At 49.5% G+C, this 14536-nt stretch carries 14 protein-coding genes; 4 read left to right on the plus strand and 10 right to left on the minus strand.

Annotated features, from left to right (window positions below; genetic code table 11):
* Positions 1 to 24: 24 nt before the first annotated feature.
* Positions 25 to 510 carry an RrF2 family transcriptional regulator gene (locus IV433_RS05950; RefSeq protein WP_195813434.1) on the minus strand — a complete coding sequence of 162 codons (486 nt, stop codon included), beginning with the start codon at positions 508 to 510 and terminating at the stop codon, positions 25 to 27.
* 410 nt (positions 511 to 920) lie between these two features.
* On the opposite strand from IV433_RS05950, the gene IV433_RS05955 reads away from it, so the two are divergent.
* On the plus strand, positions 921 to 1190 hold the full coding sequence (locus IV433_RS05955; RefSeq protein ID WP_195813435.1) for a DUF3761 domain-containing protein: 270 nt from the start codon (positions 921 to 923) through the stop codon (positions 1188 to 1190).
* An 85-nt stretch (positions 1191 to 1275) separates the two neighbouring features.
* Here IV433_RS05955 and ompC read toward each other — a convergent pair whose 3' ends face one another.
* From ompC to IV433_RS05970, 3 genes are all read right to left on the minus strand, one after another.
* Complete coding sequence (gene ompC / locus IV433_RS05960; protein ID WP_195813436.1) at positions 1276 to 2415, minus strand: porin OmpC; 1140 nt, start codon at positions 2413 to 2415, stop codon at positions 1276 to 1278.
* Between the two features lie 614 nt (positions 2416 to 3029).
* The gene (locus tag IV433_RS05965) at positions 3030 to 3218 is read right to left on the minus strand and encodes a hypothetical protein (RefSeq protein WP_195813437.1); all 189 of its coding nucleotides are present in this window, start codon (positions 3216 to 3218) and stop codon (positions 3030 to 3032) included.
* A 153-nt stretch (positions 3219 to 3371) separates the two neighbouring features.
* A complete protein-coding gene (locus IV433_RS05970; RefSeq protein ID WP_195813438.1) occupies positions 3372 to 3782 on the minus strand; it encodes a hypothetical protein in 411 nt (136 codons plus the stop codon).
* Positions 3783 to 4010: 228 nt separating this feature from the next.
* On the opposite strand from IV433_RS05970, the gene IV433_RS05975 reads away from it, so the two are divergent.
* Positions 4011 to 4790, plus strand: a complete 780-nt coding sequence (locus IV433_RS05975; RefSeq protein WP_195813439.1) for a (S)-acetoin forming diacetyl reductase — start codon at positions 4011 to 4013, stop codon at positions 4788 to 4790.
* A 63-nt stretch (positions 4791 to 4853) separates the two neighbouring features.
* Here the strand turns inward: IV433_RS05975 and IV433_RS05980 are convergent, their stop codons facing one another.
* The 4 genes from IV433_RS05980 to IV433_RS05995 all read right to left on the minus strand — a co-directional run bounded on the left by IV433_RS05980 (position 4854) and on the right by IV433_RS05995 (position 8473).
* On the minus strand, positions 4854 to 5720 hold the full coding sequence (locus IV433_RS05980; protein ID WP_195813440.1) for a helix-turn-helix domain-containing protein: 867 nt from the start codon (positions 5718 to 5720) through the stop codon (positions 4854 to 4856).
* A gap of 35 nt (positions 5721 to 5755) precedes the next feature.
* Positions 5756 to 6091 carry an SMR family transporter gene (locus tag IV433_RS05985; protein WP_195813441.1) on the minus strand — a complete coding sequence of 112 codons (336 nt, stop codon included), beginning with the start codon at positions 6089 to 6091 and terminating at the stop codon, positions 5756 to 5758.
* Entirely contained in the window at positions 6084 to 6701 is a 618-nt protein-coding gene (locus tag IV433_RS05990; RefSeq protein ID WP_195813442.1) for a TetR family transcriptional regulator, read from the minus strand. Before IV433_RS05990 ends, IV433_RS05985 begins: the two co-directional genes overlap by 8 nt.
* A gap of 173 nt (positions 6702 to 6874) precedes the next feature.
* The gene (locus IV433_RS05995) at positions 6875 to 8473 is read right to left on the minus strand and encodes a tannase/feruloyl esterase family alpha/beta hydrolase (protein ID WP_229893229.1); all 1599 of its coding nucleotides are present in this window, start codon (positions 8471 to 8473) and stop codon (positions 6875 to 6877) included.
* Between the two features lie 313 nt (positions 8474 to 8786).
* Between IV433_RS05995 and IV433_RS06000 the strand changes: the two genes are divergently transcribed.
* Positions 8787 to 8954, plus strand: a complete 168-nt coding sequence (locus tag IV433_RS06000) for a YhfL family protein (protein WP_152328047.1) — start codon at positions 8787 to 8789, stop codon at positions 8952 to 8954.
* Between the two features lie 209 nt (positions 8955 to 9163).
* On the opposite strand, the gene ovoA is transcribed toward IV433_RS06000, so the two are convergent.
* Both ovoA and IV433_RS06010 read right to left on the minus strand, forming a co-directional pair.
* Positions 9164 to 11305, minus strand: a complete 2142-nt coding sequence (gene ovoA / locus IV433_RS06005; RefSeq protein WP_195813443.1) for a 5-histidylcysteine sulfoxide synthase — start codon at positions 11303 to 11305, stop codon at positions 9164 to 9166.
* Between the two features lie 145 nt (positions 11306 to 11450).
* A complete protein-coding gene (locus tag IV433_RS06010; protein ID WP_370530250.1) occupies positions 11451 to 12482 on the minus strand; it encodes a tyrosine-type recombinase/integrase in 1032 nt (343 codons plus the stop codon).
* A gap of 474 nt (positions 12483 to 12956) precedes the next feature.
* On the opposite strand from IV433_RS06010, the gene IV433_RS06015 reads away from it, so the two are divergent.
* The gene (locus tag IV433_RS06015) at positions 12957 to 14504 is read left to right on the plus strand and encodes a methyl-accepting chemotaxis protein (RefSeq protein WP_195813444.1); all 1548 of its coding nucleotides are present in this window, start codon (positions 12957 to 12959) and stop codon (positions 14502 to 14504) included.
* Positions 14505 to 14536 lie beyond the last annotated feature (32 nt).

A 14536-nucleotide genomic window follows, 5' to 3' on the forward strand; every position in this document is an offset into this window, starting at 1 on the left:
ACGGGTATAAATGCTCTCTGCGGTTTACTTAGAGCAGGAAACATTCTCTGCGTATTCTGCGGCCAGATCTTTGGTGCATTTGTACTTGCCGCCGCGTTCGAACTCCGCCAGCGCATCCGCCACGGTATGACGGGCTAAAACTTGAAGCGAGGCTTCTTCGGCTTCGTTGACGATATTCTTGAAGTACATGCAGGCATTGGCGCTGACGACGCAGCGGGCCGGAACATCAGGCCGGGCAGCCCAGAGGCGCTTATCTTCAATGACCGCGCAGTAAATATCGCGCAGTGAGATTTCTTCCGCCGGGCGCCCGAGATTAATAGAGCCGGTACGACCGAGAGTGGAGACAATAATGCCGTGCTGAGTCAGCGGCACCATCAGTTTGCGGATAAAACTGGAGTTGGCTTCCAGACCCGTTGCTAAAATCGCACTGGTGCAGCGCTGGCCAGCCTTTTGGGACTGAGCGATACAAAACACCATCTGCATAGCTGTCGGAAAGCGATAATCTAACATGTCATTGTCCTGAGAAACCAAGTCTTAGGTAAAACACCGTATCACAGAGAAATAGCCCTGTACGTGATCTGGTCAATAATATACCAAATACTCCGTCGGTTGTACATGCGATTTATCAATAGATTTCAATCATGTAGGGCACAAATCGCTTAATAATCGACCCCGGTTATTTACGGTTTTCACCTCTTTAAATTCAAGCGCTTGAGAGATTTTTCAGGAGGATCAGGCAAGGATTTGTCGGCTTTTTAAACGAATCTTAACCAAAATTTTACGCGGGCAGGAATATGGCTTGAAAAAGGTTGAAGCACCTCATTTAAGCACGTCATTAATGGTTAAATATCAGGATTGCATCGCTGTAAACAGAGAGTACGCTTTGCGCACACTTCTTATCACCGGATGATAGCAACATCATGCGATTATTCGCTTGTTTAATAATCACTGGCTTTCTGCTTTTTCAACCCGCCCTGGCAAAACAAAATAATTCTCAGGATAGCGAACTTATAGAACAAGGCGATTATATTAATTCCGACGGGCAAAGCGTCCATAAACCGGCACATAGCAAATCAGGCAACATCCCCGAAGGGGCTTCTGCGCAATGTCGTGATGGAACTTATAGTTTCAGTACACACCACCGTGGAACTTGTTCACGCCACGGTGGTGTTGCGCAGTGGTTAGAATAATAAATATTAATTGAGATTTAAATGTAAAAAACCCATCCGGAGATGGGTTTTGATTGTTCTTAATATTCAGGTTAACGCTAAATAATTAGAACTGGTAGACCAGACCAACTGCTACGATATCATCGGTAGAAGTACCGTATGCTTTGTAGAAGTCATCATCGTTATCCAACAGGTTAATTTTATAATCAACATAGGTGGACATGTTTTTGTTGAAGTAATAGCTGGTGCCAACAGAAACGTATTTAACCAGATCTTTATCATTGTCTTGTCCAGCCTGAGTGGTATTAGCATTCAGGTCTTTACCTTTAGATTGCAGGTAAGAAACTTCCGGACGCAGACCAAAGTCGAACTGATATTGTGCAGTGACTTCAAAGTTCTGAGTTTTGTTAGCGATAGCACCGTCGTATTTACCGTAATTAGTCATGTTACGGGTTTCAGAATACATAGTTGCCAGATAGACGTTGTTTGCATCGTATTTCGCACCAACGGTCCACACTTCCGCTTTGTCACCGTCAGCAGTTGTATAGGTGACTTGGTCGTTAGTACGGTCAGAAGAAGCGTATGCTGCACCTGCGCTGATACCCATACCGAAATCATAGGTAGTAGACAGACCATAACCGTCGCCATTTTGTTTATGAATCGCACGGTCACCATTATTTGTGCCTTCGCCACGGACATCGCCATCGTTCGCGCCCTGATACTGAACTGCAAAGTTCAAGCCTTTCACTGCGCCGAAGAAGTCAGTGTTACGGTATGTAGCAACACCATTAGCACGGCCAACCATGAAGTTGTCAGCGCTTGTGTAAGTATCACCACCAAACTCTGGCAGCATATCGGTCCAGGCTTCAACGTCATACACTACGCCGTAGTTACGGCCGTAATCGAATGAACCGTAGTCACCGAATTTCAGACCCGCAAAGCCCAGACGAGTTGCGTTACCCGCTGTTGAATTAGTATCAGTACCTTCAACACTGTTTGCCTGAATATTGTATTCCCATTGGCCGTAACCGGTCAGTTGGTCGGCAATCTGAGTTTCGCCTTTAAAGCCAACTCGCACGTAAGTCTGGTCGCCATCTTTGCTAGAGTCGTCAGAAAAATAATGCAGGCCATCGACTTTACCGTACAGGTCAAGTTTATTGCCGTCTTTGTTATAAATCTCAGCTGAATGCGCTGCGCCTGCCACCAGTAATGCTGGAATAATAAGAGCCAGTGCTTTTAATTTCATGACGTCATTCCTTTATCATTTAATTGAATACTTGAATTTATTATATGTACTTTATTAATGAGTTGGTGCTCGCACTAATACTACCTATATAGTTCCCTTGTTTTGTAGGGGAATTATTGAATTTGGCTTTATTATTTATTGCTAAATATTTCAAAGGTGTTTAATTATATGTTCTGTGAATATTTAAAGTTAAACCATATAAATAAAATATTTCTAAGAAGGAATTACTTTGTGGTAAATTAATTCCCGACTTGCAGAATCATCACTGCAATTCAATTTACCCTTCCTTGGTTTTAACTATTCGCATTAACTTGCCGTGATCCCTGTCAACGGCTTTATTGTTGCCCCGCCTGATTGCGGGGCTTTTTTTTGCATAAAAAAACCCATAACCGGCGAAAGTTATGGGCTCAACAAATGAGAGAGAACTAAAATTTCTACGACGAGGTCAGAGAGACTTTCCACAACAACCTTCATACCTGATGCTACAGCTACGCTGTCCACACAGCGCAACGGCAACACCAACTATTCAGGGTACAGCTTTGCACTATCAGGAGAAGGTTTGCCCGTTGCACAGTTCGTTCCAGTAACTGAAGCGCAACAAGCGAATATAACGGTCAGGAGCGGCGAAACCACGCCGGATCTGTGTTCCCCACGTCAATGCCGTAAAGGCACCCTGTCGCCAGAAAACTCTCCAGCAGACGCGATGTGTCCTGCGCCTTTTCTTCAGTCTGATCCTTCACCTTGCGATGAGTGATGCGCTGCCATAACGAGCGTTGCTCAGTAGTTTGTGCAGTCGTTGACATACTGGCCTCCGGTTGATCATTGCGTCTGTTTAAAGAAACAGGCAGACATCGTCTGCCGCTGGAATGACTTCAGTTAACCGTTTCTGCACTGTGATTTGAACCAACGATTTATGCTTTGCTTTCTCATTAATAGAATAAAGCAGAATCTCTTCCCTATTCCCTCAGCCAGACACCTTCACAGAACAGTTTTGCACAAGCGAGGCTGTTTTGGTGCCGCTGTGCCGGGCTGGCGGCCTGATGTGCGAGCTGTACCAGCATGCCGGTGAAACACTGCGCCAGAAGTTCAGCCGGAATATCATTACGAAACAGTTTGTCCTGCTGGCTGAACGCCAGATTTTTTGAAATGACAGCGGTGAGCATCGCCTGAGTTTCCGGCCCTTCCGGGGGTAACAAAAAAACGCTCTGCGTCAGATTGTTATCTTCAGCGAGAAAGTTCAGCAATTTGCGAAAACTCAGCGCCATGCGATCCAAAACCTGATTCTCGGCTACCTGGGGTGCTAACTGAAGCGATTGCGCCAACGCGGTCAGGCGTTCACGGAAAGCGGCACGGTTTGACTCTGTCATTCCAACATCCTTTATTGCGTTCGGTTCATGCATTCTACCCGACTCTGCCTGATATTCTGACGCTTACTAACTAGTAGGGTGAGTACAGTTAATTACCGTGGCTAACATTTGCACATGCAGACTCAGAGGCGTAAACCAGTACGGAGCTCACGCAATGGTACCGGGCTGGTCTGGCCGTGCCTTGCGCGCAGCACCTGAAAAGAAACCGAATACATAGAGGATAGTGGTATGTCTAAAAATGGAAAAGTGGCTTTAGTAACAGGTGGCGGCCAGGGGATTGGCCGTGCAATTGCGCTTCGTCTGGCGAAGGATGGATTTGCTGTTGCGGTTGTGGATTACAACGAGGAAACAGCGAAGAAAGTTGCCGAAGAAATTAATCATGCGGGCGGTAAAGCAATTGCTCAGCTGGCTGATGTTTCAAACCGCGAACAGGTTTTTGCCGCCGTTGAGGCAGCAACAAAACAGCTCGGCGGTTTTGACGTCATCGTGAACAATGCCGGGATCGCACCGACAACGCTGATCGAAGACATCACGCCGGAAATCGTCGATAAAGTCTATAATATCAATGTGAAAGGCGTTATCTGGGGGATCCAGGCGGCGGTGAAAGCGTTCAAATCCCTGGGGCATGGCGGCAAAATCATTAATGCTTCTTCTCAGGCGGGCCATGTCGGTAATCCTGAACTGGCTATCTACAGTTCCAGCAAATTTGCTGTTCGCGGGCTGACACAAACTGCAGCACGCGATCTGGCTTCACTGGGGATTACCGTTAACGCCTATTGCCCGGGCATCGTGAAAACGCCGATGTGGGAAGAGATTGACCGCCAGGTTTCTGCGGCCGCAGGTCAGCCTGTGGGCTACGGCACGAAGGAGTTTGCGAAAAACATCACCCTGAAACGTCTTTCAGAGCCAGAAGATGTCGCCGCTTGCGTCTCCTACCTTGCTGGCCCGGACTCCGATTATATGACCGGTCAGGCGTTACTGATTGACGGTGGTATGGTCTTTAATTAAAGATATGTTTTTTCTTGCAAGCCTCTCATTCGGGAGGCTTTTGTGTTTTTACAGGTGTGGAAATCAGTGCCGGGCCAGCGGAATGTAATATTCGCAGGTCACACCGTTCAGCGCAGATTCCCGGGAGTATTTTTCCAGATCCGGCTGCATGATGAATTCCAGACCGAGCGTCGGCAGAAATACTGAATACAAATACAGAATGAAGTCATTCAGGCGGCTGAGATCATAAGGATAACGGATCTTCAGATAACGATTGGCGGGCACCAGAATGTCATGGTTGTCGCTGATCTTCACTTCATGCGCGACCGTATAATCCATCTGTAATGCATTGGCGACTTCATCATTCGTATCAGGGCGACAATCGGATAAGCCCCAGACCGGCGCGAGTAATGATTCCGGCGTTTCCAGATAGCGCAACAATTCGGCACGATGTACGTGATTCTTGGCGTTAAACAGCGCTTCAATCGGATAAGAATGCGTTGAAGTCTGGCCCTCGAATGCCATTTCCGGCAATTCTACAATTTCATATTCCGGCTGCGGGAACTCATCCACGGTCAGCGGTGCAGTGATGCCACTCATTGTCCACGACGCATTCCGGCGGTACATTCCCGGCGTTTCAGCAAAGTTCTTTTTGAACGAACGGGTGAACGTCTGCTGAGAATCGTATGAGTAATACAGCGAAATATCAAGGATCGGCATATTGGTCAGCCGCAAAGCAATCGCGGCCATCGTCAGACGACGGTCACGAATGTATTTGCCCAGCGCGAAACCTGTTTTACTTTTAAACAAACGCTGAAGATACCAGGGAGAATAGCCGGTTTTCTTCGAGGCCTTTTCCATGGTCAGACGATCACTTAAGTTGACTTCGATCCAGTAGAGTAGCTCTTTGATCAAGTCATCATGGAAATCAGGTTTTTGTTCGCTCTGCAAAATGAACTCCCTGTGCTGCGATAAAGTCGCCATAGTTAGTGCGCGACAGATTTTGAAAACACGTTCACGACAATCACGCCCGCGATGATAAGCCCGAGGCCAATCATTGCCGGGGTGTCCAGCTTTTGCCCGTAACCAAACCAGCCAATGGCGGATACCAGGACAATACCAACGCCAGACCAGATCGCATATGCAATGCCGGTCGGCAGGGTTTTCAGGGTCAGAGACAGTAAAAAGATGGCAATCGTGTAGCCCAGCAGTGTGACAACGCTTGGCCACAAACGGGTGAATCCTTCAGAACTTTTCAGGCTGCTGGTCGCAATAACCTCGGCAACAATCGCCAGGCCGAGCAGCAAATAAGTTTTAAACATCAGAGGTTTCCTTACAGCCAGCTTCGCTGACGTACAACTCGTTCTGGATAGCGCGGTGTAAATTGTATTCCGCACACTGACTGGTTAACCCGAGCGTGTCGAGGCGCGACATGGCATCCATACTGCTGCTCAGACCTATCAGCCGCCAGGATATATGCTCCGGAGATTCGCCTTTGGAGAATTCCCCTTTCTCGCGACCGAATTCAATCGCATCAGATACCAGTTCGTGCCAGTCGGCTACCGACAGGGCAAATGCCGCTTTCATCAGCGGCTCCTGTTCAGTCAGCAACATGGCCTCATGCCAGAGCGGAATGGCCATCAGCGACTGATCATCCTGCGGATCAATCAACAGCAGGTTTAGCCGTTCGCGGGCGGTCATCTGCTGGCTTCTTTCCAGCAACTGTTCTTTCAGGATCTTCATCACCTGCGTATAGGCTTGCGCGCGAAGTTCTCCTGCGCTGGAAAAATGATGATGAACCTGACCGGTGGCCGCGCCCGCTTCCTGAGCAACACGGCGCACCGTGGTGGCAGCTAATCCTTCATAGCGCGCAACCCGTGCGGCGGCTTCAAGAATGGTTGTCTTGCGCGCCTCTTTACAGAGATAGGCCACTTGAAAAATCCGAAGGTGAAGAGACAGCAGAGGATAATGCCAAGACTTGGACGGATGTTCAAGTTTTTTGAGAACGTTCATTCACCTGTGATTATATATAGGTAAATTAACTTGCATTTGATCAGAAATGAGTACCCGCCAAACGGCGGATATTCATCCAGTAGCGGGCGGAATCAGTCAGTCGTACACACGAAACTCGAGGCTGATTTTGTGTCTCCCTGCCCTTTATATTTGGGAAACTGCGGATATTCGCATAGCGGCATTTCACGACCGGCGGTGGCTTTGTTGGTATCAGTCATGACCTGCTGACCGGGATCGATGCCGTGATCTACCCACTTATCCAGCGTGCCGAGAGAATCCCAACTCACCCGGAACGGGCCGCTGCTGTGCGTAAATCCGGGCGCAAGATAGAATCGCGCAAACTGATGCAATTCTTTCTCTCCAAACCGCGCTTTGAGCTTTTCGTAATAAGCCAGCGTATTTCCCGGCGGCACCGCCATGTCTGCCGTGCCGTGCATCAGCAGTAATTTTCCACCGTGTTGAATAAAAGCGCTGATATCTGCATTGTCATCATCAACCTCTGACGCCAGTTCTTTCAGCCGTGCCGCATGTTCCGCGGGATTAAATTGCAGGGAATCGTAATCCGGCGAACGCATCACTTCATACCGCACAGCCTGATCGCCCATCATATAAGGAAAGGAAATGATGATGTTCGATGCAGCAGGTATCGGCTTATCAGCGCCGGAACCGAATACGCTGACCAGCGCAGGGGCATCCGCACCCAGCAAAATCGGCCAGGATGCAAAGTGATCGCCAGTGGGTAAACTCACGCCCAAAGGCACCGGTTTACTCAGCATTTCCACCAAAGATAATTGTGCATCAGAGAGGCAAAGATCGCCGTCATCCTTGCCATCGTGACAACGTAACCTCTCCGGTTTGAAGGCCGCCCTGCACGCGTTCACATTGGCGACCACGCCGTCGGTCAGCCCGTCCAGCTTGTCACAGGCACCCAAAACGGTATTGGATATCAGCGCGGCCTTCGCCGGTGAAATCCAGGCTCCCGGCGTATTGTAAACAGCCTGTCCGATACGAATGCCTGCCATATGCAGCTCGACAACGTTGTAAACCGGATGGATCGCAATAGCACCGTCGTAATCGAGCGGATACCGCTGAATGGCGGCCAGCGCCTCATGCCCGCCCTGAGAGTTGCCCTGAAAATAGAGACGCGACGGTTTTCGGCCATAAGCCTGTTCAATAAGTGCAACTGCCACGTCGTGCGTTTTCTTAATCTGCGCACCCGCGAAATTTTTCCAGGCTTCCTCATTTAGCGTAAATGACGCGTCGGACACCCCACCCTGATGGCCGGAATCGCTGCCAAAGGTGGCATATCCTTGTTTCAGTGCGCCGGGTACGGATGCGGGCGCGAGCCGCGCGGTATCCGCCCCTTTTATGGCACCATCGAATCCCCCGCCGCCGAGTTGCAGCGCCTTGCCATTCCAGACGAGGGGCAGATAAAGCTGGAACTGTATATCTGGCGCATTAACGTCAACCGGTTTGATTTGCACTTCGAGTTTGCAATGGGTTTCCACGGGCTGACCGGCGATCGCGACGGTCGTTATCACGGCTCCACGCGTCGGAAGTCCAATCCTGGAAGCCGGAATACGCGTGTTTTTCAGGGCAACACATTGTGCTTCGGTCAATCCTGAAACAGATGCGGCGGAAACAGTACCGGCGATCAGCATTAACAACAAACCAGGCAGAATCAATTTCATCAGAAGACATATGTCCTAAAGTCGCAATAACGGCAGTGTGTCATTAAATCAGGGCTGATTGAAGCCCTGTTATTCTCTGAAATGTAGCTGAATTTTAAAACATTATCCCACCTGAGTAATATTAATTATCTATACATAAGGGTAAGAGCATATTAATAAATAATAACAAATTGATTCTATTGAATAATATCCTTAAATAAAATAGGTAAACGAGATGTTTTATTTGTATGCGCAGACTTTTCAGGCGTATATTGCTGTCGCCGTCAGGTTACTGAACGGCACTAATTACACTATTATTTTTAAAGGGATTTACATGAAAAACGTCATCAAGTTCGCACTTCTTTCTGCCTTAGTTGCCACCCTTTCTGGTTGTACCGGTAGCGTTTATAATAAAGAGAAAAACTGCGACTACACATACCTGCTTCACCCTGCCATTTCAATTTCTAAAATGATTGGTGGCTGTGGTCCGACGGATAAATAGTCCGAGTCTTTCTTTTTTACTTTGACCGCCCCTTAAAGGGCGGTTTTTTAAAAGTATGATTTTAGTTACAACATTCTAATCGTTATGAAAAAACTCCGTGGTAACTTCAATACCTGAGTCGTATCAGTTCTTACAGGATTTAATGTCAAATAAAAAAACGGCCACTTTTCGTGACCGCTAGATATTTTTGACAGAAATCTGCCGATGTTTTACCGCTTACGCCACAGCGTAAGTTCTGCAACCGTGTGCTGGAATTTGCGGGCTGTTTCGCGGATAACAAACGGAATATCCTGCGGAACCTGAATCTCCTCAAAGTCGCTGGCCAGCAAACGACGCAAAGCCTGATGCGTTGTCACCGCTTCTCCGTTCTCGCGGAAACCGCCGAGCCAGTTTTGCTTCGGCGTGAATTCTTCCAGCCAGGTATACGGCGAGGACAACATCAGCACCCCGCCACTGCGGATCATTGGCGCGATATCTTTCAGAAAACGGGCCGGTTCGCGCAAACGATCCAGTAAATTTGCGGCCAGAACCAGATCATACAGTTCGCCCTGCGGCTTCAGGTTACAGGCATCGCCCTGTACAAAACTCACGCGCCCGGTTTGCTCTGCACCGATATTCACTTCAGACAATGAGGCCTGACAATAATCGATAAGCTCGCCCTCTTCCGGAATAACATAACGACAGGCTTCGCCGCGAGCCAGCGCTAAAGCAACATCAATAAATCGGGCCGAATAATCCATCCCGACCACAGAATCAAAATGTCGTGCCAGCTCGAAACTTGCGCGTCCGGTCGCACAACCTATGTCCAGCGCCCTCCTGCGTAAATCGACATTTTTAACGGCAATATCAACCAGTTGTTCAGCATAGTTGGGTACATTGAAATGACGCGGCCCGTACTGGAAATCCAGATACTGCGCGATCAGGCCGTCCGTTTCGTAAGGATTCACCGTCTGTGTTTCCTGATGACCGGATATCACATACCGGAAACCGGCGTGCTGGAAAAAGTGACGACGAAACGCATAACGCGAGGATTTCAGCGCTTCATTACCGGTAGAAATCCAGCTTCCGCCTTTAATCATCGAATGTTTACCGTCAAACGTTGGCGTAGAAAAATCATCATAAAGCGGATGCACGCGGAAACCTTCAAAGCCGCTGATCGGCGTGGACGCCCATTGCCACACATTCCCCACGATGTCGAAGAAATGCCCCTGAGCGAAGTGATCGACCGGGCATGACGACGCCCACCAGGCGAGATTGATATTCCCCGGCGCAGTTTCCCAGTCAGGCTGGTCCCCTTCTACCTGATTTCGCAAAATCATCCATTCAGCTTCGGTCGGTAATTGCACAGATTCGCCCGTTTGTACCGCCTTCCACCGGCAAAATGCTGCCGCTTCCAGCTGATTCACTTCAACCGGCCAGTCCCACGGCATCTCCACTTCTTCGGTCATTAACCGCAGTTTCAGTTGCTCCGGTTCGCTTGCCGATCCGACCCAAAAAGTCGGCATTTCGGCCTGAGCAAAGTCCCGCCACCCGGCGCCTTCTTCATCCCACCACTTCGCGTCCCGATAACCACCGCTTTCTACAAAAGTAAAATACTCAGCGTTGCTGACCAGCATTTTGCTGGCGCTAAATGCCTGAATTTTATGTGTTACTGAACCGTATTCATTATCCCAGCCGTAAGTGTCGTCCTGCTTACCGAGCGTGACAATGTCACCTTTAACTGCCAGCGTTTCGTTTTCTGGTACGGTCTGACGGTCATGGCGGGCAATGTGGCATGCTGGCCAGTGCGGCTGCGGAGTGACCCAGCTCACCGGCAACTGACGGATCAGCACGCTGGATGTTTCCAGATGGATACGTTCATGCTCGATGCCCATCAGAATTACCCACGCCGGGCTGTCCCAGCCAACGGGGAGCGTCAGCGGCATCGAATCAATAATGCCGAGAACTTCTTCGCGAACCTTGTCGCGATATGCCCGTAAATTGCTGACATTAGGCCAGTTATAATTCTGATCGTCGAGATCGTCCCAGCTCATTTCGTCAACGCCGATCGCCAGCATCGCCTCGATATGGGAATCAATACGCTGCGGGATCAGCCCCGCCGCCATAAGTTTATTGATGTAAAAAGTGGCAGTATGGCCGAAGTAAAAAATGAGCGGATGGCGCAGTGAAATCGCTTTAGTGAAATATGCACGTTCGTCGGTCAGGCAATCAAACAGGCTTTCATAGAGTTCCCATGTCTGAATAAAGTACGCGCGAATTTCCTGACGCTTTTGTTCCGCGGTTCCGGTACTCAGCAGGATTGTCCGGGTCGGTTCGGGTAAACCGGCCATGTTTGATTGTGGTGAATGCATCATAATTTCCTTTATCTTCTGGCAACGACGAACAATATCCAAGTGTAGCAGTTCAACTTTGCAAACCGTGCCAGCAGAGGTTTGGATCGCTGCCCGGTGTTTTTACAGATGAAGATGAACAAGCCTGAAATTCATTTAAATGGCGTTATCTTTCCATATAAAGCAGCGAAATTTCCGGAAGTTCCAGAAACTCGCCTTCATACTTGTGGCGTAAGTCGAAGTAATCCGGGGCGTCAATAATGCCCTTTATATTGTCAGAAAATGCTTCGAGCGCCTGTTTCATCTGCGGTAAATAGTCGTGAGTGTCGTAAACCCTGTCGATGCCTTCCAGCGAGTGATTCATAATTTTGCGGGCAACATCGTTGGGAACATTGAGGGACGATAATTTGGAACGTGCAGTCCTGCGTAAGTCGCGGGTCGTAAAAGCATCGATACCCAGGCCACGCCCGGCGCGCAACATCCGGCGGATCACCTGCGTAATTGCGCCTCTGGATAACGGTTTCTGCGCGTCTTTCGGGGAAGGAACCAGCCAGACACTGTCTTTCGGGCTGGCATCGAATAAAGCATTGATGCAAATAGTCGCCAGCGGCGTCAGAGGCAGACTGTGATCGCGGGCTGATTTGTTTCGGGTGCCCTGTCGCCAGACGCCAATTCGCAAATTAAATTCGTCTTTCCGCGCGCGGATCACTTCGTCCGGCCGTCTTGCGGTCAGTAAACACAGGCGCAATGCCCAGCGACATTGTTCTGAAATATCCCATAAATCAAGACCATGCCAGAACACCCAGATTTCAGCATCGGTCAGCGCCCTTTCGCGCGGCGGCGTGTTGCGGCCACCGACGTCACGGCGTTTCATAGAACTCAGCGGCGAATGTGCCAGATAACCCTGCGTTTCTGCCCAACCAAAAAATTGCTTACACAACGCAAAAACCCGTTTAGCTTCCGAAATCTTCCCTTCGGCCAGCAAAATATTAAACAACCGGTTCAGGCGCAGGCGCGTAATTTTGTTCAGCGGTACATCCCCGATCACTGGCAACACATGTTTCATCAAAGAAGACACCGCGATTTCCGGACGACGTCGGGTCAGCATCAGCGAAAGACGGATCCAGATATTGATCACCTGCCGGACCGTCGCATTGCCCTCTTCGTCAAAATCGTCCAGTTTCGCCAGTGGTGTCATTTTGACCTCCTGAAGATAGGCCAGAACGTGGCGGCCTACATTTTCGGCGGCAAAATCCGCTCCGACTTCTGTTACTGAAACCACATTGCCCGCCCGCTGAAATCCATCAGAAAAATCACAGTGCGCAGTTATAGCAAGCCCGCGAAACAGAGGCAAAATGTTTGTGACTCCAGACCTATTAAGTCTGGAGTCACAAAAAGAATGAATAAAGAAAAATTAAGAAGTTATGACGGAGATTGGCGCCTGAAAGATTGGTCATAAAAACAGCACACATAATGATATAGCGCATATTTTCAACTGAACACATCGTTGTAGCTTATAAATTGGCGAAAATATCTCCCGTTTTGCCACCTGAATACATTAATTTCAATAACGTGCTTTCAGCCCTAAAGAAAATTTTGGTTATGCCGACATCTAAAGAGTTAAACCTCTTTTATCTCCTCCAAATCGCAGTCTGGCCATGGAAATGTCACTATGCGCAATAATCAACCTGTATCACAGCGGGAATATCAGTACCCGGACGACGCTACATTGATGTCAACGACTGATGCCGACAGCCATATTACCTATGCCAATGATGCTTTTATTGAAGTCAGCGGTTTTGCCAGTGAAGATATTATCGGTCAGCCCCACAATATTGTCCGGCATCCCGACATGCCGCCGTCCGCTTTCAAAGATATGTGGGCCACATTGCAGCAAGGTATTCCCTGGACGGCGCTGGTAAAAAACCGCCGCAGAAACGGCGACCATTATTGGGTTCGGGCAAACGTGGTGCCGATTATTCGTGGCGGAAAAACTAAAGGCTATCTTTCTGTCCGGACCAAACCCACGGCGACCGAAATTTCTGACACTCAGGCGCTCTATGACAAAATGAATCGTGGCGAGCTGAACAACCGCCGGTTGTTTCGGGGTCTGCTGATCCGCACCGGCATCACCCGTCCGTTCTCAATTCTAAAAACACTTTCAGTTCGCGGACGGATCCGCAGCGGGCTCTTCCTTTTATTCCTGCTTAACTCTCTGGCAATTTCCACACTCACCGCGTTGCCGTCAGCTCAGTTGTATTCTGCATATGCGCTCAGCACATTTTTCATTTTGCTTTTAGGCTTCTGGCTTGAATGGCAAATCACGCGCCCGGTCGAACAACTTTGTCATCAGACATTGCGCGTTGCCAGCGGTGCGAGTCATACGATCACGCCGATGGAACGCGTCGATGAAATCGGGATGACGCTGCGCTCGGTTGGCCAGCTGGGATTGATCTGCCGGTGGATGGTGGACGACGTTAACGATCAGGCACACAAAGTCCGCACCGCCAGTGAATCTCTGGCAAACGGAAACGAAGCGCTGAGTCAGCGGACTGAACAGACCGCTGCGAATGTTGGCGAGACTGCCGCCGCGATGAATGAAATGAGTGCGACCGTTGAGAGCAATACGCAAACGGCCGCCGAAGCCGATAAACTTTCGCTGACCGCCAGCGCCGCAGCGGAAAAAGGCAGTAACGCCATGCAGGGAGTCGTCGGCACAATGCAGGAAATCACCGACAGTTCGCAACAGATTGCGACCATCACCAATGTGATTGACGGCATCGCCTTCCAGACAAATATTCTGGCGCTGAATGCGGCAGTCGAAGCGGCCCGCGCCGGAGAACAGGGAAAAGGATTTGCGGTGGTGGCCGGTGAAGTCCGCAGCCTGGCGCAACGAAGTGCCAGCGCCGCCAGCGAAATCAAAAGACTGATCGACACCAGCGTCGAGACCGTTGTGTCGGGATCAAAACAGGTCGATCAGGCCGGTAAGACGATGGCGGAAATTGTTTCTCAGGTGCGAAATGTCTCGTCGCTGATCGGGCAAATTCGTAACGCGACCAGCGAACAAAATCTGGGATTACTGGATATCGCCAAAGCCATCGAGGAACTCGACCGGATCACACATCAGAATTCGCTTCAGGTTCAGGAAGGTGCGCACGCCTCCACCGGCCTGAAACGACAGGCCGACCGGCTGGTGGAAGCCGTCGGTGTGTTCAGATAGTTTGTAGGAATTCGATCATGTTCAGCACCCGA

It is taken from the genome of Rahnella laticis (genome assembly GCF_015644585.1).
Classification (GTDB): Bacteria; Pseudomonadota; Gammaproteobacteria; order Enterobacterales; family Enterobacteriaceae; genus Rahnella; species Rahnella laticis.